The following is an 18,948-nucleotide window of genomic DNA, read 5'->3' as shown; positions in this document are numbered from 1 at the left end:
AAAGACTGGTGGACGCCGTCAAAGCGGCCCAGCGTCCAGGAGGAACCATGACGAATCACCTTCTCGCACCTGCGCACCACGTGAAGGAGCGGTTGTCCTCTGTGATCATGGTCCCCGCGCCTCACGCCGTCGACGACAGATGGCGTCGATGGAGCCGGGACTGGCCGGTTCGTGAACTGGCACCGGCACCCGCGGGCAGTGGATTGAAAGCCGTCCGGGGGGATGCCGGACTGCCCTTCGTAGGTCACACGCTCGACTACATCCGATTCGGCTCGGATTTCAGTCGAGAGCGCTACGACCGTCTGGGTTCGGTGTCGTGGATGGGCGCGTTCGGCACCAAGATGGTGGTCATCGCCGGCCCTGACGCCACTCGAGAGGCGTTCACGAGCGAAGCGAAGGCATTCTCTCAGGATGGCTGGTCCTTCCTGATCGACGCCTTCTTCCATCGCGGTTTGATGCTCATGAGCTTCGACGAGCACTTGATGCACCGGCGCATCATGCAGGAGGCGTTTACGCGTCCGCGCCTGACCGGATACGTCGAACAGGTAACGCCATGCGTTCGCTCGGCAGTGCCTGCGTGGCCGGTGGGCCCGTCGGTTCGAATCTACCCACTGTTGAAGGAACTCACCCTCGACATCGCTACCGACGTCTTCATGGGCGGCCGCGGCAAGGACGAGAGCGATGCTGTCAACAAGGCGTTCGTCGCTACGGTCCGGGCGGCGAGTTCCCTTGTGCGTGCTCCGCTTCCGGGAACCAGATTCCGCGCTGGTGTGCAAGGGCGGCGCGTTTTGGAGGACTACTTCTTCCGGCATCTGCCGGCCGCGCGAGCCGGTGAAACGGAGGATCTGTTCGCTGCTCTCTGTCAAGCCACGACCGAAGACGGGGAGCGGTTTTCCGACGAGGATGTGGTGAATCACATGATCTTCTTGATGATGGCGGCCCACGACACCTCGACGATCACCACCACAGCGGTCACCTATTTCCTTGCCAAGTATCCGCAGTGGCAGGAGGCTGCGGCTGCGGAAGCCGCGGCCATCGGTGACGGGTTGCCGGACATCGAGGCCCTGGAGAAGATGACGGTCATCGACCTCGTGATCAAGGAAGCGCTCAGACTGCTTGCACCTGTTCCGCTGGTGATGCGCAAGACGGTTCGAGATGTCGCCATCGATGGATATCACATCCCCTCGAACACGTTATGCGCTATAACGCCTGCCGTAAATCACTTCGATCGAACGATCTGGAGTGATCCGGGGCGGTTCGATCCCTCACGTTTCGACGAGCCTCGGCGCGAAGACCAACACCACCGATTCGCCTGGGTTCCGTTCGGAGGTGGAGCGCACAAGTGCATCGGCATGCAATTCGGGACGCTCGAGGTCAAAGCAATCCTGCACAGGATGCTGCGTTCGCTCACCTGGACGGTGCCGGAGAACTATCACGTCCGATGGGACAACACCTCCCTGCCCATTCCGGTGGACGGACTTCCGTTGCAGTTGAAGCGCCGATGACCGTCGACCACAGGCCCTACCTCGAACCCACGGAGTTTCTTGACTGGCAACAAGATTCGGTACGTGACTTCGTGTCATCGACGATCCGTGATGCCTGCGGCGACACCGAGAAGGCCATCGCCATCTTCACCGCGGTCCGTGACTCCATTTGGTACGACCCCTACACGGTGACCGACAACCCGCACGCGTATCGCGCCAGCACCGTCGCGACCGCAGAACGGGCCTACTGCGTCCCGAAGGCCGTGCTCTTGACTGCAGCGTGCCGAGCGGCGGGAATCCCGGCGCGGCTGGGGTTCGCCGACGTCCGAAACCACCTCCAGACCAAGGCATTGCGCGAGCGGATGGGTGGTAGCGACGTTTTCGTCTACCACGGCTACAGTCTCATGTTCCTCAACGGTGCGTGGGTAAAGGCCACCCCGGCGTTCAATCGCGAGCTGTGCGCACGCTTCGGTGTCTCGCCGATCGAGTTCGACGGCCGTAGCGACGCGCTACTCCATGGTTTCACCGCTGACGGCACCCAGCACATGGAGTATCTGCGCGACCGGGGAGCCTACGACGATCTACCCCTAGCAGACATCCTGCAAGCACTGAGAACGCATTACGGCACATTCATCGATCAGCCGAACAGCCGTCCCGACCTCTTCGCCTGAAAGGGCACTACACGATGCAAAGCACAATGCAAAATGTTCCGCTCACGGTGTCGGCGATCGTCCAGCATGCGGCAGCCATACACGGTGACAGCGAGGTCGTCACTCCGACCGGAAATGGATATCGGAGAACGCCTTACCGCATTGTGCTGGCGCGAGTGGCTCGCCTTGCCAATGCGCTGCGCAGTCTTGGCGTCACGGCAGACCAACGCGTGGCCACCTTCCAGTGGAGCAACCAGGAACATCTGGAGGCCTACTGTGCGATTCCCTCCATGGGCGCGGTCCTGCACACGCTCAACATTCGTTTGGCCCCAGAGCAACTGGCGTACATCGCCAACCACGCGAGCGATCAGATCGTCCTAGTCGACGCTTCGGTTGCCCCGTTGTTGGCGCGCGCGCTCCCAGCGATGGCGTCGGTGCACACCGTCATCGTCACCGGAGAGGGCGACCTTGCCCCGCTACAGGGATGCGGGAAGACCGTTCTGCGTTACGAGGAAGTGCTTGCCGGCCAAGAAGAATCATTCGACTGGCCTGAGCTCGACGAGCTGTCCGCCGCGGCCATGTGTTATACGAGCGGTACCACCGGAGATCCCAAAGGCGTCGTCTACAGCCACCGTTCGACGTACCTTCACTCCCTGACCGCCTGCACAGCTAACGCTTTGTCAGTCAGCGAGGCCGACCGTCTGCTGGCCATCGTCCCAATGTTTCACGCCAATGCGTGGGGGCTTATTTACGCAGCGTTGATGTCCGGTGCGGATCTGGTACTGCCTGACCGGTATCTCCAAGCCGAACCGTTGGTGTCGATCATCGAAGACACCAGACCGACCTTGGCCGGTGCAGTGCCGACGATCTGGAACGATGTCGACCGATATCTGGATTCGCACCCTGAGCGGGACATTTCTTCGTTACGGCTGGTCGCGTGCGGGGGGTCTGCTGTTCCGCTTTCGTTGATGCGGGCATTCGAAGAGAAGTACGACGTGCCCATTGTGCAGGCCTGGGGTATGACCGAAACCTCTCCGTTGGCGACCGTTGCACGTCCGCCTCACAGAGCCGACGCGACGCGGCGCTGGGAGCTGCGCGCATCCCAGGGCCGGCCGATCTGCGGTGTCGAAATCCGGTTGCGGGACGACGACGGGAAAGACGTGCCGTGGGACGGGCAATCAGTTGGGGAGATCCAGGCGCGCGGTCCCTGGATCACCGGGTCCTATTTCGGAGACAACGATACGGAGAAGTTCGACGAAGGATGGCTGCGTACCGGTGATGTGGGCAAGATCGAGGCCGAGGGCTATCTGACACTGACCGACCGCTCGAAAGACGTCATCAAGTCAGGTGGCGAATGGATCTCCTCGGTGGAGCTGGAAAACACGCTGATCGGCCACCCTGCCGTGTACGAAGCGGCGGTAGTCGGCGTCGCGGACGATAAATGGCAGGAAAGGCCGTTGGCGCTTGTCGTCGTCCACCCCGGAACCGATGTTGACATTGACCAACTCCGATCGTTCCTTGCGGACAAAGTCGCCAAATGGTGGATTCCCGAGCGATGGAGCTTCGTGTCCGATATTCCGAGAACGAGCGTCGGAAAGTACGACAAAAAGGCCATCCGTGCGCGCCACTCTGCCGGCGAATACCTCATCGAAATCGAAACGTCATAACGTCAAATCCCTGAAATTCCAACTGTCGGAAGGTAATCATGTCCTCACCAATCTCTCCCTGGATGAATGCCGAATTACTCGAGCTTCGTGACCTCGCTGCGAAGTTCTTCTCGGCCGAATTGGCGCCGCATGCGAACCGCTTTGCAGACCAGCACCACGTCGACCGAGAACTGTGGAACCGAGCAGGCGAGCTGGGCCTGCTCTGCATGTCTATACCTGAGGAATACGGCGGAGGCGGTGGCACTTTCGCGCACGAAGCGGTCGTGCTTGAAGAGCAGGCCCGCATAGGTGACAGCTCATGGGGCGCGGGACTGCACAGCGGAATCGTCGCCCACTACATCCTGCAGTACGCGACTGAAGAGCTGCGCGCGCAGTGGCTTCCCAAGATGGCGTCCGGTGAAATGATCGGGGCGATCGCCATGACAGAACCGGGGACCGGGTCCGATCTGCAGAGCGTCAAGACAAAAGCCCTCCTGGACGGTGACGAGTACGTGATCACCGGCTCCAAGACTTTCATCACCAACGGCCAACAGGCCGACCTCATCATCGTTGTTGCCAAGACAGATCCGAGCCAGGGCGCTGCGGGCATCTCTTTGATCGTTGTCGAGGCTGACCGGGCGGGATTCCGGCGCGGCAAGGTTCTCGACAAAATCGGCCAGCGCGGCCAGGACACCTCCGAGTTGTTCTTCGATGAAGTGAGAGTTCCGCGCTCGCATCTACTGGGCCAGTCTGAGGGACAGGGCTTCATTCAGCTGATGACGCAGCTGCCACAAGAGCGACTCATCGTCGCGGTGGGGGCTGTCGCAGCGATGGAACTTGCCCTGGAGCAGACGCTCAAGTACACCCGTGAGCGGGAGGCGTTCGGTCGGCCTGTCTTTGGCTTTCAGAACACTAAGTTCACGCTGGCTGAAGCCGCGACAGAAACGCGCATCGCACGAGTGTTCCTCGACTACTGCATCGACCTGCACCTTGCGGGTCAACTCGACGTGCAGACCGTCGCCATGGCGAAGTGGTGGACCACTGAGCGAGCGATGAAGGTACTCGATGACTGTATGCAGCTTCACGGCGGATATGGCTACATGACCGAGTACCCCATCTCGAGGTTGTGGGTGGATCAGCGCGTGCAAAAAATCTATGCCGGCACGAACGAGGTGATGAAGGAAATCATCTCGCGTTCCCTATGACTCAGAGGAGTTGCCGCCCGCACGTTAGTCATCTAGAGGAGGAGGACTGATGGCATCGATGGTGGTGCCGTATCGCCACGACATGGGCGGCCACTGCGGATCGGGGGCTCTTCGGGATTTGACCGAATGGGCCGGGATCCGTTGGGGTGATGACACCCCGGACGAAGGCATCGTGTTTGCTCTCGGCGGGGCCCTCGACTTCTCGTATGTTCGCTCGGCCCACCTACGTCCACCGATCTACCTCGTTGGACGCAGCGCGGACCTCGAAGACGAATACTTGACCCGGTTGGGCGCGCGCTTCGAGTGTCGTTCGACAGACGACCCCGATCTCGGGTGGAAATGGGTGACCGAACAGATCGATGCCGGTACGCCGGTCATGGTGTGGACTGACATCGCCGAATTGCCCTATCTGAGAACGCGTCTGAGTATGAGCCGGCACGATGTCGTGATCGTAGGGTACGACGACGACGAGGAACTCGCCTTCGTGGTCGATAACGATCGCGATACACCTCAAGCCGTGCCTTACGAGAATCTACGGAAGGCGCGGGCATCGACGGGATTTCCCGTCCCCACGCGGCACACCACCTACGTAGTCGAGTGGCCCGGCGCGGCACCAGATCTCGGCAATGCTGCCCGGTCGGCCTTCCGTAGGTCCGCGGACGCGATGCAGGGTTCGTGTGTGAGCGCGCCGATCACCGAGGACTCCGATTGTGAAATTCAGGTGCGTGGGCTACCAGGGGTATCGACTTTTGTGGAGGATCTCAAGCGGTGGCCGAAGATCTTTGACGACGACACCCTCGACGGAGCCTTGTTTGCGCTGAGCGCCTTCATCGAAAAAGCCGGAACCGGAGGCGGTCTGTTCCGAGATCTGCAAGCACGTGGATGTCGGCGCGTCGCTGAAGAGTTGAGTTTCGAACCTGCGTTTAAAGCAGCGGAGGCTGCAAAGACCGCATCTGAGTTGTGGACCGCGGTTGCGCACGCCGCTTATGACCGCGGTGCAGATCCGCACCGAAGAGCGAGCGGCGCCGCGTCCGTGGCTGCGCAATTGCCGACAGCCGAACGTCGACTCGCGGAGGCGCTGAGGGAGGCAGGAGATCTACTCCTATGAGTTCTGATTGCTTCGGAGCAAGCCGAACTGGTTGCGACCCAGCAGATTTATTTGAGCGCTTTGAATTGTGTCATAAGAAGGGAGAATCACGATGGCTGTCTTCGCTGATGCGGAAGAGGTTTACCGCTACCTCGCCGGCATCTTTCGACGAGGTTTGGAGAACGAAGACCTTGCGAACAGACTTGCCGGGTCCGGGGTGGTGTTACGGATCCACTACACCGATCCGGATGCGGTACTAACCGTGGATATGCCGGAGAAGGTCGTAGAGACCGGCGCGGACAGTGGCGTTACACCGAATGTCGAATTGTTCATGTCCGCGGATACCGGCAACAGGTTCTGGTTGGGGAAGGTGAACTTGACCATGGCGATGGCGAAAGGAACTGTACGAGCGAAAGGTCCTGTCACCAAACTGATCAAGCTCATACCGCAGGCAAAGAACCTCTTTCCGGAATACCGGGCAATCCTTGAGGCCGACAAGCGTCACGACCTGCTCAATGTGTGATGTCGGTGCGGTACCGCGCCCGGGCACGGGTGAGCGGCGCGGGCCTCTGGGCGATGTGCCCGGAGATCATCCAGGACAGTTCGCGCGACCACCGTGCGCGGTCGGGATAACTACTCGAGAAGCGTAATTCGATAGAAGGGACTTCAACATGAAGACACGTGCGGCTGTTTTGTGGGGCTTGGAGCAGAAGTGGGAGGTCGAAGAAGTCGATTTGGATCCGCCAGGTCCCGGGGAGGTCCTCGTGCGGCTGGCGGCCACCGGCTTGTGCCATTCCGACGAACATCTGGTGACCGGCGACCTCCCGATCCCATTGCCGGTAGTGGGGGGTCATGAGGGTGCTGGCACAGTCGTGGAGTGCGGCGAAGGGGTTGAGGAACTGTCCGAAGGTGATTCTGTCATCTTGACCTTCCTTCCCTCGTGTGGGCGCTGCTCGTACTGCGCGCGCGGCATGGGCAATCTCTGTGAGTTGGGAGCGGCGCTCATGATGGGACCGCAGATCGACGGCACCTATCGCTTTCACGCACGAGGCGAGGACGTCGGGCAGATGTGTTTGCTCGGGACGTTTTCCGAGTACACAGTGGTGCCGCAGGCGTCCGTGGTCAAGATTGACGGCGGAATCCCCCTGGATCGGGCAGCCTTGATCGGTTGCGGCGTCACGACCGGTTACGGATCTGCGGTGCGGACTGGGGAGGTGCGCGCCGGGGACACCGTCGTGGTAGTGGGAGCGGGCGGAATCGGAATGAATGCGTTTCAGGGCGCGCGAATCGCGGGAGCGCTGGCGATTGTGGCGGTCGATCCGGTGAAGTTCAAGCGAGAGCAAGCGAGCGGGTTCGGTGCGACGCACACCGCGGCCTCGATGGATGAAGCTTGGTCGCTGGTCAGCGATATGACGCTGGGCAAGCTGGCTGATGTCTGCATCCTCACCACCGATGTGGCTGAGGCCTCCTACACCGCGGAAGCGCTGGCCTTGGTCGGAAAGCGCGGGCGCGTCGTGGTCACGGCCATCGGGCACCCCGACGACTCATCGATCTCAGGATCACTGCTTGAAATGACGCTTTACGAGAAGCAGATTCGTGGCGCTTTGTATGGCTCATCCAATGCGCCGCACGATATTCCGCGACTGGTCGAGCTGTACTCCGCTGGGTTGTTGAAGCTCGATGAATTGGTCACCCGCGAATACTCCCTCGACCAAATCAATGAGGGCTACGAGGATATGCGTTCAGGAAAAAACATCCGAGGGCTGGTCCGGTTCTGAAGAGCATCATGCCCACTGCTGGTCTTCATGTCCTTGCGTCGCTGCAGATCATGCGGCCGGGCCGCTTGGGTGGTTGGCGTCGCGTCCTTCTTTCCCGTCGTGAGGACGGCAAGCATCAGACACCTCATAGATCATTTATCAAATTCTCTGGAGGCTGAGATGACGGACGCTGGCACGACCACGGCAAGCGGGGATGGGGCTGCTCGTTTCGCTATCGCCCCGGAGGTGTGGACCACGCCGGAGCGACGAGCGCTGAGCCAAATGGCGCGGTCTTTCGTGGAACGTGAAATCGCGCCGAAGCTAGCGGAATGGGAGCACGTGGGTGAGATTCCGCGCGACCTGCATCTCAATGCTGCCGAGGTGGGGCTTCTCGGAATCGGGTTCCCGGAAGAAGTCGGCGGCAGCGGCGGCAATGCGATTGACTCTGCACTGGTCACTGAGGCCATCCTGGCCGCAGGCGGGTCCACTGGCGTCTGCGCCGCCTTGTTCACCCATGGCATTGCCCTTCCCCACATTGCCGCCAATGGCTCCGACGCCCTGATTGAACGATATGTCCGTCCGACGCTCGCAGGAAAGATGATCGGCTCGCTGGGCGTTACCGAGCCTGGGGCAGGTTCAGATGTCGCGAATTTGCGCACACGCGCAGTGCGCGACGGCGACACCTACGTGGTCAACGGAGCAAAGACGTTCATCACCAGCGGAGTTCGGGCGGACTTCGTTACTACGGCGGTACGCACCGGCGGACCGGGTTACGGTGGAGTTTCATTGCTCGTGATCGACAAGAATTCGCCTGGATTCGAAGTGTCCCGCCGGTTGGACAAGATGGGATGGCGATGTAGCGACACCGCCGAGTTGTCTTTCGTCGACGTTCGCGTACCGGCTGAGAACCTGGTGGGGGCAGCAAACAGCGGGTTTTTGCAGATCATGCAGCAATTTCAGGCTGAACGGCTCGGCATCGCCGTCCAGGCGTACGCGACGGCGGGTCGGGCTCTCGATCTCGCCAAGAGTTGGGCGCGGGAGCGTGAAACGTTCGGTAGACCCTTGACGGGGCGCCAGGTCATTCGCCATAAGCTCGCGGAGATGGCTCGACAGGTCGACGTGGCGTGCACCTATACCCGTGCGGTCATGCAGAGGTGGCTAGCGGGGGAGGATGTCGTTGCCGAGGTGTCGATGGCCAAGAACACCGCTGTGTATGCGTGCGACTACGTGGTCAATGAGGCGGTTCAGATCTTTGGTGGGATGGGCTACATGCGTGAGTCTGAGATCGAGAGACACTACCGAGACTGCCGGATTCTCGGAATAGGCGGCGGCACCAACGAAATCATGAATGAGATCATTGCCAAACGTATCGGACTCTAGTTCTTGATACCAGTAAAGAAAGTTCTCACATCGCAGGTCAACGACGGTCAGGCGGCTGTTGGTCCAGCCTGCCGCTCGCGGCGTCTCGATGCGGCGAGGAGCGAGGGCAGCTGCGCTTCGTCGTGATGCCAGAGCTGTGGTGGCCTGCGACTTAGTTCCGGCGCCGGTCGTGGGTGCATGTGTGCGTGGCGGCGGACGGAGGGCGAAGCGCAGGGAGCGGCGCGGACGGGAGCGCCAGCGTACGGGAGCAGAGCGAGCGTAGCGAAGCCTGCAGGTAGCCGCCGTTCCTCGCAGATCCTGGCCTCCAGGATCTACGTCATAAGCTGCGAGGGGGCTGCGTCATGGTGCTGTGGCTCGTAAGCTGGCGGCTGTGAGCGGGGTTCTGACGCAGCGTGCACGGCGCGAGACCGAGACGCGGCTGGCTGAGCAGCCGCGGCGGTTGGCGCATGTCCGGGGCGTCGCGGCGACTGCCGAGCGGTTGAGTCGGCGTTTCGATCCCCAGACAGCGGACTGTCTGGTCGCAGCGGCGTGGCTGCACGATATCGGTTACGCATCGTCGTTGCGCCGGACCGGGTTTCATCCGCTCGATGGAGCGGAGTACGTGCGAGCGGCCGGCTTCGGGGAGCTGGCCGCCTCCTTGGTGGCCTTTCATACCGGAGCGCACGCGGAGGCTGCCGAGCGGGGCTTGTCAGGCTTATCCGCGTTCAGTGATCCGCCCAGCGATTTCCTTGATGTGCTGACTTTTTGCGATCTGACGACCGGACCTGACGGGGCGCCGATATCACCGCGCGATCGGTTACGCGACGTGCTGTCGCGTTATGGATCCGAGGACCCGGTGCACCGGGCGGTCGACGCGGGCCGCGACGAATTGTTGGCGGCCGTCCGGCGAGTACGCGACTGGCTATAAACCCAGCCGGTTAGCCGAGGTAGGGGCCGTCGCGGTGTTGCAGGTAGTGCTCGATGCGCAGCCTCATCGACGGATGCATATCCAGGTTAGGGATCTCGTCGGGTGCAGTCCAGGCGATGTCCGTGCTTTCGTGGTCGATGGCAAGGGTGCCGCCGAGCACCGTGGTGGTGAACAGGAGCGAGAATTGCTGGCGGACTTCGCCATCGGTGAACGCGACCACGTGGCGGGGATTGGTGTAGACACCGACCAGACCCGTGACTTTGACGTCAAGCCCGGTTTCCTCTTTGACTTCCCGCACGGCGGTGTCGGCGATAGTTTCGCCGATGTCGTGGCCGCCGCCCGGTAGCGCCCACAGGGTGTTGTCGCGGCGTTTGATCAGCAGAATGCGACCGTGTTCGTCGGTGACGATGGCCGAGGCCGACGGAACGACACTGTTGGGCGCCGGGGCGTTGGGGTCGTTGTAGTAGTCGGTGCGCATCGGGGTCAGCCTTTCGAGGTCAGCGGTCTGGCATGGTCCCAGACCTGGGTGAAAGCGTCTTCAAGGGTGGCCCAGAGCCGTGGCTCGTGGTGACGTGACAGAACCAGCACAGGGTTGTTGCGCCCGGCTGAGCCGTAGATGTGGAAGTTGACGATCATGGCGTCATCGACCCGAAAGATCGACGTGTAGAGCGCGGTGTCGTGGGTGCGGATGTCCAGCCCCGGGGTGCCGGCGTGAGGGGCGAGCAGTTCCACGGACGTGCGGCAGCGGGCGATGACGGCCTCGCCGATCCCTTCCTCCTCGCCGCGCAGGATCGTGGTGGGGGTGTCGGGGTCCCCGACGAGAAACCGCACCGTCACACCGCGGGCGGCGGCGGCGAGCAGGGTGTCGAGGAATCCGTCGAGGGTGTCGAACAGGAACGTGGCCGCCAGGACGAGGATGTCGATGCCGGTGGTGGCGTCGGCGAAATGCTGCTGCCACATGGTGATGGGTAGCTGGGTGCGGCTGGCATACAGGGTCGCGGTGAACGGCCCACCCGCAGACGCTGTTGCCACTGCGCTCGCGGTGGAGGGTGGGTACTGGTTGGGCCACAGGTCATGCGGGGTGCAGTCGAGCACCTCGCTGGCTCTGTGGGCGTTGTGTTCGCGAATTCTGTAGTCGCTATCGGCCAGCCAGCGTCGCACCGACTTGATATCGACACCCACCGCGGTGGCGAACCGCTGCGAGGACAGACCTTTGGCGTGTAGCCGCTGCACGAGGCGATCGTTGGGAGTGATGGCGGCCTCGGTGCCGTCCTGCTCGTCCATCGTGCCAGCGCACATCTTCCCGTGTCGTCCGTATCCATCCCTCAGCGCGTGGTGTCTAGTTTGCCATGCGACTGCCGCCACCCGGCGGCGATAGTGCCGGTGTGATGTCCGTGGGTATGTCCGGGCCGTGTCCGAAATGCCCGTGGATGTGTCGGAAATGTCGGCATATGTCTCTCGCAACGTCCGTGATGTCCACGTGAACTGAGTCCAGCGCCGGACCGGCGTCAACAGCTCACGAAAGGACCAGTAGGACAATGCGTTTGAGAATCGATACGTCTGGGACTCGTTTTATCGTCACCCGCGCTCCTGAGCCACGGCTGAACTTCGAAACCGGCGCCCCGAAAGTCGACACCGCCACCGGGATGCCGATGTACGCCACCCAGGTCCTCGCGCTGGATGACTCCGGCGGCGAAGTGCTCATTGTCACTGTGGCAGGAGACCCCAAAGTGACAGTCACGCAGCCTGTTTCGGTAGTTGGTCTGGTGGCCATCCCGTGGGCCCAAGGTGATCGCAGCGGGGTGGCGTTCCGTGCTGATGCCCTCACCGCCGCCACCGCCAGTGGTGCTGCGCCGAGTGAGCAGACACGCCCGCAGAAGTAACAACCCCCAAGCGGGTGTGGGGTGCGGTGAGCAGATCATCGCACCCCGCCACCCCGACACCCCGGGCATTGCTGTTGACCACACGCTCACGGAGGGCATCTCTCATGACATCGAACAAGAAGAACACCACCAACAGTGGATCAGGCGATGACGACTGGTTCGGAGAACTGGTCATGTCGCTGTTCACCGCATCCGGGTATGTGCTGTGGTGGGCGGTGCTGTTCCCGGCGATCAGCGTGCCCATCATCGCCAGCCTCGTCCTTGCTATCAGCCACGGCCCACGCGTGGGCCTGATCTGCGCGATCGTGTGCAGTGCCGGGTATGCGGGCTGGGCCTGGCTCCAACCGGGGTCATTTCGCGCCTGGGTGACCGAACCGGTACGGCGGCGCTGGCTCACGTGGTCGCGCTACACCCGCACCTGGGAATCGACCTGCACCTTGCACGGCCTGACCGCCACCCTCGGCGGACGCACTCTCACTCCCACCCTGCGCACGGTGACGATCGGTAAAACCACCGATGTGCTCGTGGTGCGGATCGTCACCGGCCAGTCCGTGGCAGATTGGCATAAACAGTCCGACGCGCTGGCCGCCGCGTGGCGCGCCGGCCGCATCAGCATCACCGCCATCTCGCCCGGCGAACTGCGCATCACGTTAATGCGCGCAGACGTGCTGGCTGAACCGATCGCCCTGCCCATGCCAACCCCGGCCACCCCGGTCGATCTGGTGTCGGTGCGGGTCGGGATCACCGAAACGCGACATTGGTGGCAGGTGCCGCTGCTCGGTCACCACGTGCTGATCGCCGGGGCAACCGGCGCAGGCAAAGGCTCAGTGCTGTGGTCGTTGATCGCCGGCATTGCCCCCGCGGTGAAGACCGGGCTGGTCCGGTTGTGTGTCATCGACCCCAAAGGCGGCATGGAACTCGGTGCCGGAGCACCCCTGTTCACCGTGTTCACCCACGACGCCACCGACACCACCCTGGAGTTGCTACGCCAGCTCGTCACGGTGATGCACGCCCGGGCGAATCGTCTGCGCGGCCACACCCGCCTACACACCCCCACGACGTCGGAGCCGTTGTTCGTTGCGGTGATCGATGAGATCGCCGCACTGACCGCATACGTGACCGACCGCAAGGTCCGCACCGAAGTCGAACAACTCCTGGGCCTGCTGCTCTCCCAAGGCCGCGCAGTCGGCATCAGCGTGGTCGCCGCGGTCCAAGACCCGGCCAAAGACACCCTGCCGGTACGGCAGCTGTTCACGGTGCGGATCGGGTTGCGGCTGACCGAAGCCACCCAAACCACCATGGTCCTCGGCCAAGGGGCGCGCGATGCCGGGGCAGAATGCGACCGCATCCCCGACACCACCCCCGGGGTGGGCTACATGATGGTTGACGGCACCGCCCACGCCCAGCGGGTGCGGGCCTTTCACGTCACCGACCACGACATTACCGCCCTGGCCAGCCGGTTCCGCCGAACCGCGAGGCGACCGAACAAGCCCCACCAGCCACACAACACCGATACCGGCCACACCGCGAGTGAGGGCAGCGGTGAATAGCTCCACGACATCGGCGCAGCTTGTCCTACCGGGTGTTCCGGATACAGCTGACACCGCCCGGGTGGTCGAGCAGATGGTGCGGCGCGCCGCCTCGATGGGATACGAATCCTGGTGGCGACGAGCAGAATCCGTCGGATTCTGCGCCCACCCCATCCAGCTGATCGGTGCCGATGAGTACGGGCGTCAGCGGGTGGTATGGACGCGCTGCAACAACCGTCGCGCCCACATCTGCCCCTCCTGCTCGGATCTCTACGCCCGCGACACCTGGCAACTCGTGCACGCCGGTGCCGCTGGCGGTCACCACGGCATGCCCACCACGGTGGCCGATCATCCGCAAGTGTTTGTCACTCTCACCGCACCGAGCTTCGGGGCCGTCCACACCGCCACGAAGTCACGGGAGAAGGCAGCGCAGGTGTGCCGCGACCAGCACCGGGTCGGCGGCTACCGACGCTGCCCGCATGGAAAACAATTGTGGTGCAGCATGTCCCATGATCATGGCGACGAGCGGGTCGGCCAGCCGCTGTGTCCGGAGTGCTACGACTATGCCGGGCATGTGCTGTTCACGTGGCACCTGCCCGAACTGTGGCGACGCTTCACCATCACCCTGCGGCGCGCCCTACGCAAAAGCCTGAAAGCCGCCGGAGTTGACCCGGATACGGTGCGAGTGAGCTTCATCAAGATCGTCGAACTGCAAGCCCGCGCTATCCCACACATCCACGCACTGATCCGCCTGGATCCCCACGACGACCTTGACCGCCCCGGGTGGGAATCACCTATCGGTGCAGTCGAACTCGCTAAGGTCATCCAGTACGCCATCCGCACCGTCACACTCACCGTCAACGACCCGACAGCCGATGGCGGTGGGCAGACGATACGGTTCGGCACACAGATCGACACCCAACCGCTAACCGCATCGGTGGATCCGCCGCCAAATGAGCACAATTCAGGCTCAAGCCGGTCCATGTCTAGCCGGCTGGTGGCGCGCTATCTCGCCAAGTATGTCACCAAATCCTTGGCAGCCCTCGGAATCAGCGCACGCCGCCTATCTACGGAAGCCATACCCGACCTGGACGTGTCCGAGCATGTGCGGACCATCCTGACCACCATCAGCGATCTCGCGGACAAAGGACTGTCCGGCATCGGGCGGTGGTTGCACACCCTCGGATTCCGCGGCCACATCACCAGCAAATCCCGCCGTTATTCGACTACCATGACCGTGCTGCGCGAACAGCGCGCCATTTGGACGCGTCAGGAAAGCTCGAAAAGCACTGCATACCAATACGATCCCGACTGTGACTTCGCCGGTGGCGATGATCTGGTGGCGTGGGAGTTTGACCGTGCCGGCCCCGGCAGCCTCGGCGATCGCAGTCTCGTCTATTCCGCGGCCCTCCAACGTATTCACATCCGCCGCATCGGACTAGTGGAAGCCCGTCGCCACACACGCAGCCAGCATTGGGATCCACCAGGGGCAAGCGATGGCTGAACGATGCCCAACCCCACATGCTCGCTCCGAATGTGACGCTCGAATTAATGCACCGAGCATGTCAGAGGGAGGTGTTCAAATTGACCTGCCGAACCGGAATCGGCTTCCGCGCGAGGCCAACCGCGCGCTGGTAAACGTCATACTGGCTGTGCGGGACCGGACCCGCGGATCACGAAGGGAAGTGGCATGAGCCTCAGGTTCGCTTTCTATGGCCGAGTGAGTACCGAGGACGCTCAAGATCCCGAGGCGAGCCGCAGCTGGCAGAAACGTCGTGCCATCGATCTGATCACTCCGCATGGCGGAGTCCTCGCTGTCGACTACTTCGATATAGGTCAAAGCCGTTCGCTTCCCTGGAAACGCAGACCGGAGGCTTCACGTCTGCTTGCAGATGTCACTTCTCGTGACCGTGGCTTCGATGCCGTGGTGATCGGGGAACCTGCTCGCGCGTTCTACGGACCGCAATTTGCGCTCACTTTCCCGGTGCTCACGCACTACGGGGTTGGCCTATGGGTGCCTGAAGTCGGCGGAGCGGTTGATCCCGGATCCGAGGCACACGACCTCGTGATGACGCTCTTCGGCGGTATGAGCAAGGGAGAACGCGCACGAATCCAGATGCGCGTCCGTACCGCGATGTCGGCACTCGCGCAGGACACAACCAGATACCTCGGCGGTCGCCCACCGTACGGGTATCGACTCGTCGATGCCGGCCCGCATCCCAACCCTGCCAAGGCAAGTCTTGGGCAGCGGCTCCATCGTCTCGAACCCGACCCCGCGACATGTTCGGTCGTCGAGCGGATCTACCGCATGTACGCCGATGGTGCTGGCTTGCGCTTCATCGCACAGCAGCTCACCGACGATGGAGTGCCATCACCAAGCCAATATGACCCGGAGCGGAACCGGCACCGTGATCCGCGCGGATGGTCCCATTCGGCGATCCGCGCAATCCTCGACAACCCGGCGTACCGCGGTATTCGTGTGTGGGGCAAGCAGGAGAAATACGAGGTCTTGGTCAACCCCGACGATGTCGCTGCCGGGTACGAGACTCGCATGCGGTGGCGTGACGAGGTCGACTGGATCGCACCTGACCGGCGAACGCACGAAGCGCTGATCACTGACGAGCTGGCGCGGGCTGTCCGACTTCGGATGCAGGCGCGGCGGGGTCCGGGTCTTGTGTGTAGCAGAGAATCGACGGTGCCATATGCGCTGCGCGGGCTGCTGTTCTGTGCCGCATGTGGACGCCGCATGCAGGGCGCCGCCCGGCCGGGGAAGCAAACAACGCGGATCCTCTACCGTTGTGAGTTCGGCAAGTCACGTTCTGTACCTGTGGACCTGAGTGATCATCCGCGCACCGTCTATCTCCGCGAAGACGCAGTGACAGCGCGACTCGACGAATGGATCGCCACTCTGGCCGATCCAGAAGACCTCGCACGCGGGCAAGACGTGGACCCGGCGGCCGGACCTGGCTACGCCGCCTTGCAGCGCCAGCTGAGCGAGGCGAATGCCAAAGTGGCTGCCTTGATCACCGCCGTGGAGTCTGGCGTGGCCGTTGAGGATCTAACTGCTGCGTTGCGTCAACGTACCGCCGAGCGCGACGAGCTGAGGGCACGCGTTGAGCGAGTGGCGCGGCCCCGCGCCATGTGTGCCGCCGAGATCAGTGAGTTAGTTAAGGAGTTAGGCGGACTGTCGGTCATCCTCGGCGCGGCAACCGGAGCTGAGCGCGCCGAGGTGTACGCAAGCTTGGGCCTGCGTCTCGACTACGACCCGCATCTTCGGCGAGTCACGGCGACTGCCGACCTGAGTCGTGTCGCCGGATGTGTCCGAGGGGGGACTTGAACCCCCACGCCCGTTAATAGGGCACTAGCACCTCAAGCTAGCGCGTCTGCCATTCCGCCACTCGGACTCGTTGTGGGCAGCTAAGGCTATCGGATCACCGAGGCGTGACCCAAACCCAGCCGCCAGGTCAATGGTACGAATGGTGACTGTGACTGGTCCCGTCAACGCCGAAGCGGAGGTCGTCGACCTCGTCAGCGCGCTCATCCGGTTCGACACGTCCAACACCGGCGATCCGGCCACCACCATGGGTGAGGCCGAATGCGCGCGCTGGGTCGCCGAACAGCTCGAAGAGGTCGGCTATGCGACCGAATACGTGGAGGCCGGCGCGCCGGGCAGAGGCAACGTGTTCGCCCGGCTCGAGGGCGCCGACAGCTCGCGCGGGGCGCTGCTGCTGCACGGCCACCTCGACGTGGTGCCCGCCGAGGCGTCCGACTGGAGCGTGCACCCATTCTCCGGCGCGGTCGAGAACGACTACGTGTGGGGACGCGGCGCGGTCGACATGAAGGACATGTGCGGCATGATGATCGCGATCGCGCGGCACTTCAAGCGCGCGGGCATCACCCCGCCGCGCGACCTGATCTTCGCGTTCCTGTCCGACGAGGAGGCCGGCGGTAAGTTCGGCTCGCACTGGCTGGTCAAGAACCGGCCCGACCTGTTCGCCGGGGTCACCGAGGCGGTCGGCGAGGTCGGCGGCTTCTCGTTGACCGTGCCACGCAAGGACGGCGGCGAGCGGCGCCTCTACCTGGTCGAGACGGCCGAGAAGTCGATGAATTGGATGAAGCTGACCGCACGGAGCCACGCCGGCCACGGCTCGATGATCCACGACAGCAACTCGGTGACCGCGGTGGCCGAGGCGGTGGCCAAGCTCGGCCGCCACGAGTTCCCGCTGGTGATGACCGACGCCGTCAGCCAGTTCCTGCAGGCGGTCACCGAGGAGACCGGCTATTCGTTCGACGTCGACTCGCCCGATCTGGCCGGCGCGATCGCCAAGCTGGGCCCGATCGCTCGCGTGGTCGGCGCCACCCTGCGCGATACCGCCAATCCGACCATGCTCAAGGCCGGGTACAAGGCCAACGTCATCCCGGCCTCGGCCGAAGCGGTCGTGGACTGCCGGATCCTGCCGGGGCGCCAGGCGGCCTTCGAACGCGAGGTCGACGAGCTGATCGGCCCGAACGTCACCCGCGAGTGGGTCACCGAACTGCCGTCCTACGAGACCACCTTCGACGGCGACCTGGTCGACGCGATGAACGGAGCGATCCTGTCCGTGGACCCCGACGCCCGCATCGTGCCGTACATGCTTTCCGGCGGGACGGACGCAAAAGCGTTTGCGCAGTTAGGGATTCGATGCTTCGGGTTCGCTCCGCTGCAGTTGCCGCCCGACCTCGACTTCACCGCGTTGTTCCACGGCGTCGACGAACGGGTACCCGTTGACGCGTTGAAGTTCGGTACCCAGGTCCTCGAGCACTTCCTGTTGCACTGCTGATCGACGAAAGGACGAGTCATGGCGTTTGACTACAACCCCTACGAGTTCCTCCCCGAGTTGCCCGCGTTCACGGTGTCCTCGGACACCTTCAATGACGGCGACGCGCTGGGCAACGACCAGGTCAGCGGCATCATGGGCGCCGGCGGCAACGACGTCTCGCCGCACCTGACGTGGTCGGGCTTTCCTGAGGAGACCCGCAGCTTCGCGGTCACGGTCTACGACCCCGACGCCCCGACCGCGTCGGGCTTCTGGCACTGGGCGGTGGCCAACCTGCCCGCCACCGTCACCGAACTGCCCGAGGGCGTAGGTGACGGCAGCGGCCTGCCCGGCAATGCGCTCACGCTGCGCAACGACGCCGGCCTCAAGCGTTTCATCGGCGCCGCCCCGCCGCCCGGACACGGCCCACACCGCTACATCGTCGCCGTGCACGCGGTCGACGTCGAAAAGCTGGACCTGCCCGAGGATGCGACCCCGGCGTACCTGGGATTCAACCTGTTTCAGCACGCGATCGCGCGGGCGCTGATCCACGGCACCTACGAACAGAAGTAGCCGAACCGCGAAATCCGCTCTGCGCGCTCTGATTTCCCGCACGACGGGGAT

The 18,948-nt window shown here is 63.1% G+C and carries 17 protein-coding genes and 1 tRNA gene; 15 read left to right on the top strand and 3 right to left on the bottom strand.

The window, feature by feature from the left end:
• The first annotated feature begins 47 nt into the window (after positions 1-47).
• The 9 genes from A5790_RS08605 (at position 48) to A5790_RS08565 (ending at position 10,116) form a co-directional block, all read left to right on the top strand.
• A complete protein-coding gene (locus tag A5790_RS08605; protein ID WP_005086587.1) occupies positions 48-1,505 on the top strand; it encodes a cytochrome P450 in 1,458 nt (485 codons plus the stop codon).
• Positions 1,502-2,155, top strand: a complete 654-nt coding sequence (locus A5790_RS08600; protein WP_005086585.1) for a transglutaminase family protein — start codon at positions 1,502-1,504, stop codon at positions 2,153-2,155. Before A5790_RS08605 ends, A5790_RS08600 begins: the two co-directional genes overlap by 4 nt.
• Before the next feature lie 26 nt (positions 2,156-2,181).
• Positions 2,182-3,801 carry a fatty acid--CoA ligase gene (locus tag A5790_RS08595; protein WP_005118169.1) on the top strand — a complete coding sequence of 540 codons (1,620 nt, stop codon included), beginning with the start codon at positions 2,182-2,184 and terminating at the stop codon, positions 3,799-3,801.
• 38 nt (positions 3,802-3,839) lie between these two features.
• Complete coding sequence (locus A5790_RS08590; RefSeq protein WP_005086582.1) at positions 3,840-4,985, top strand: acyl-CoA dehydrogenase family protein; 1,146 nt, start codon at positions 3,840-3,842, stop codon at positions 4,983-4,985.
• A gap of 49 nt (positions 4,986-5,034) precedes the next feature.
• A complete protein-coding gene (locus A5790_RS08585; RefSeq protein ID WP_005086581.1) occupies positions 5,035-6,093 on the top strand; it encodes a BtrH N-terminal domain-containing protein in 1,059 nt (352 codons plus the stop codon).
• Positions 6,094-6,184: 91 nt separating this feature from the next.
• A complete protein-coding gene (locus A5790_RS08580; RefSeq protein WP_005086579.1) occupies positions 6,185-6,595 on the top strand; it encodes an SCP2 sterol-binding domain-containing protein in 411 nt (136 codons plus the stop codon).
• 148 nt (positions 6,596-6,743) lie between these two features.
• Complete coding sequence (locus A5790_RS08575) at positions 6,744-7,850, top strand: NDMA-dependent alcohol dehydrogenase (RefSeq protein WP_066842688.1); 1,107 nt, start codon at positions 6,744-6,746, stop codon at positions 7,848-7,850.
• A gap of 159 nt (positions 7,851-8,009) precedes the next feature.
• Positions 8,010-9,209, top strand: coding sequence for an acyl-CoA dehydrogenase family protein (locus A5790_RS08570; RefSeq protein ID WP_005086577.1), 1,200 nt, complete (start codon positions 8,010-8,012; stop codon positions 9,207-9,209).
• Between the two features lie 370 nt (positions 9,210-9,579).
• Positions 9,580-10,116 carry an HD domain-containing protein gene (locus A5790_RS08565; RefSeq protein ID WP_005116484.1) on the top strand — a complete coding sequence of 179 codons (537 nt, stop codon included), beginning with the start codon at positions 9,580-9,582 and terminating at the stop codon, positions 10,114-10,116.
• Positions 10,117-10,126: 10 nt separating this feature from the next.
• Here A5790_RS08565 and A5790_RS08560 read toward each other — a convergent pair whose 3' ends face one another.
• Positions 10,127-10,594 carry an NUDIX hydrolase gene (locus tag A5790_RS08560; RefSeq protein WP_005086575.1) on the bottom strand — a complete coding sequence of 156 codons (468 nt, stop codon included), beginning with the start codon at positions 10,592-10,594 and terminating at the stop codon, positions 10,127-10,129.
• A 5-nt stretch (positions 10,595-10,599) separates the two neighbouring features.
• A complete protein-coding gene (locus tag A5790_RS08555; RefSeq protein WP_005086574.1) occupies positions 10,600-11,400 on the bottom strand; it encodes a hypothetical protein in 801 nt (266 codons plus the stop codon).
• 254 nt (positions 11,401-11,654) lie between these two features.
• Here A5790_RS08555 and A5790_RS08550 point away from each other — a divergent pair, with 254 nt between their 5' ends.
• The 4 genes from A5790_RS08550 to A5790_RS26385 all read left to right on the top strand — a co-directional run bounded on the left by A5790_RS08550 (position 11,655) and on the right by A5790_RS26385 (position 16,865).
• A complete protein-coding gene (locus A5790_RS08550) occupies positions 11,655-11,999 on the top strand; it encodes a hypothetical protein (RefSeq protein WP_005086573.1) in 345 nt (114 codons plus the stop codon).
• Positions 12,000-12,103: 104 nt separating this feature from the next.
• On the top strand, positions 12,104-13,549 hold the full coding sequence (locus A5790_RS08545; RefSeq protein ID WP_005086572.1) for an FtsK/SpoIIIE domain-containing protein: 1,446 nt from the start codon (positions 12,104-12,106) through the stop codon (positions 13,547-13,549).
• Complete coding sequence (locus A5790_RS08540) at positions 13,542-15,032, top strand: replication initiator (protein ID WP_005086571.1); 1,491 nt, start codon at positions 13,542-13,544, stop codon at positions 15,030-15,032. Before A5790_RS08545 ends, A5790_RS08540 begins: the two co-directional genes overlap by 8 nt.
• 186 nt (positions 15,033-15,218) lie before the next feature.
• Complete coding sequence (locus A5790_RS26385) at positions 15,219-16,865, top strand: recombinase family protein (RefSeq protein WP_005086570.1); 1,647 nt, start codon at positions 15,219-15,221, stop codon at positions 16,863-16,865.
• Here A5790_RS26385 and A5790_RS08535 read toward each other — a convergent pair.
• Positions 16,847-16,932 (bottom strand) — tRNA-Leu (locus A5790_RS08535). The two genes, A5790_RS26385 and A5790_RS08535, sit on opposite strands and share 19 nt — an antisense overlap.
• Before the next feature lie 72 nt (positions 16,933-17,004).
• Here A5790_RS08535 and A5790_RS08530 point away from each other — a divergent pair.
• Positions 17,005-18,348, top strand: a complete 1,344-nt coding sequence (locus tag A5790_RS08530; protein ID WP_066842687.1) for a M20/M25/M40 family metallo-hydrolase — start codon at positions 17,005-17,007, stop codon at positions 18,346-18,348.
• 18 nt (positions 18,349-18,366) lie between these two features.
• Positions 18,367-18,897 carry a YbhB/YbcL family Raf kinase inhibitor-like protein gene (locus A5790_RS08525; protein ID WP_066842686.1) on the top strand — a complete coding sequence of 177 codons (531 nt, stop codon included), beginning with the start codon at positions 18,367-18,369 and terminating at the stop codon, positions 18,895-18,897.
• The last annotated feature ends 51 nt before the right edge of the window (positions 18,898-18,948 follow it).

Origin of the sequence: Mycobacterium sp. 852002-51152_SCH6134967, from assembly GCF_001667105.1 — a bacterium.
In the GTDB taxonomy this organism is placed as follows: Bacteria; Actinomycetota; Actinomycetes; order Mycobacteriales; family Mycobacteriaceae; genus Mycobacterium; species Mycobacterium neumannii_A.
Note: the sequence above shows the minus strand (reverse complement) of the source record. Positions and strands in the feature narration are given on the sequence as shown.

Coding starts and splice junctions, on each gene's coding strand:
- A5790_RS08575 (WP_066842688.1), top strand. CDS start 6,744: ATGAAGACACGTGCGGCTGTTTTGTGGGGCTTGGAGCAGAAGTGGGAG.
- A5790_RS08595 (WP_005118169.1), top strand. CDS start 2,182: ATGCAAAATGTTCCGCTCACGGTGTCGGCGATCGTCCAGCATGCGGCA.
- A5790_RS26385 (WP_005086570.1), top strand. CDS start 15,219: ATGAGCCTCAGGTTCGCTTTCTATGGCCGAGTGAGTACCGAGGACGCT.
- A5790_RS08600 (WP_005086585.1), top strand. CDS start 1,502: ATGACCGTCGACCACAGGCCCTACCTCGAACCCACGGAGTTTCTTGAC.
- A5790_RS08585 (WP_005086581.1), top strand. CDS start 5,035: ATGGCATCGATGGTGGTGCCGTATCGCCACGACATGGGCGGCCACTGC.
- A5790_RS08550 (WP_005086573.1), top strand. CDS start 11,655: ATGCGTTTGAGAATCGATACGTCTGGGACTCGTTTTATCGTCACCCGC.
- A5790_RS08525 (WP_066842686.1), top strand. CDS start 18,367: ATGGCGTTTGACTACAACCCCTACGAGTTCCTCCCCGAGTTGCCCGCG.
- A5790_RS08530 (WP_066842687.1), top strand. CDS start 17,005: ATGGTGACTGTGACTGGTCCCGTCAACGCCGAAGCGGAGGTCGTCGAC.
- A5790_RS08590 (WP_005086582.1), top strand. CDS start 3,840: ATGTCCTCACCAATCTCTCCCTGGATGAATGCCGAATTACTCGAGCTT.
- A5790_RS08545 (WP_005086572.1), top strand. CDS start 12,104: ATGACATCGAACAAGAAGAACACCACCAACAGTGGATCAGGCGATGAC.
- A5790_RS08560 (WP_005086575.1), bottom strand. CDS start 10,594: ATGCGCACCGACTACTACAACGACCCCAACGCCCCGGCGCCCAACAGT.
- A5790_RS08580 (WP_005086579.1), top strand. CDS start 6,185: ATGGCTGTCTTCGCTGATGCGGAAGAGGTTTACCGCTACCTCGCCGGC.
- A5790_RS08555 (WP_005086574.1), bottom strand. CDS start 11,400: ATGGACGAGCAGGACGGCACCGAGGCCGCCATCACTCCCAACGATCGC.
- A5790_RS08570 (WP_005086577.1), top strand. CDS start 8,010: ATGACGGACGCTGGCACGACCACGGCAAGCGGGGATGGGGCTGCTCGT.
- A5790_RS08605 (WP_005086587.1), top strand. CDS start 48: ATGACGAATCACCTTCTCGCACCTGCGCACCACGTGAAGGAGCGGTTG.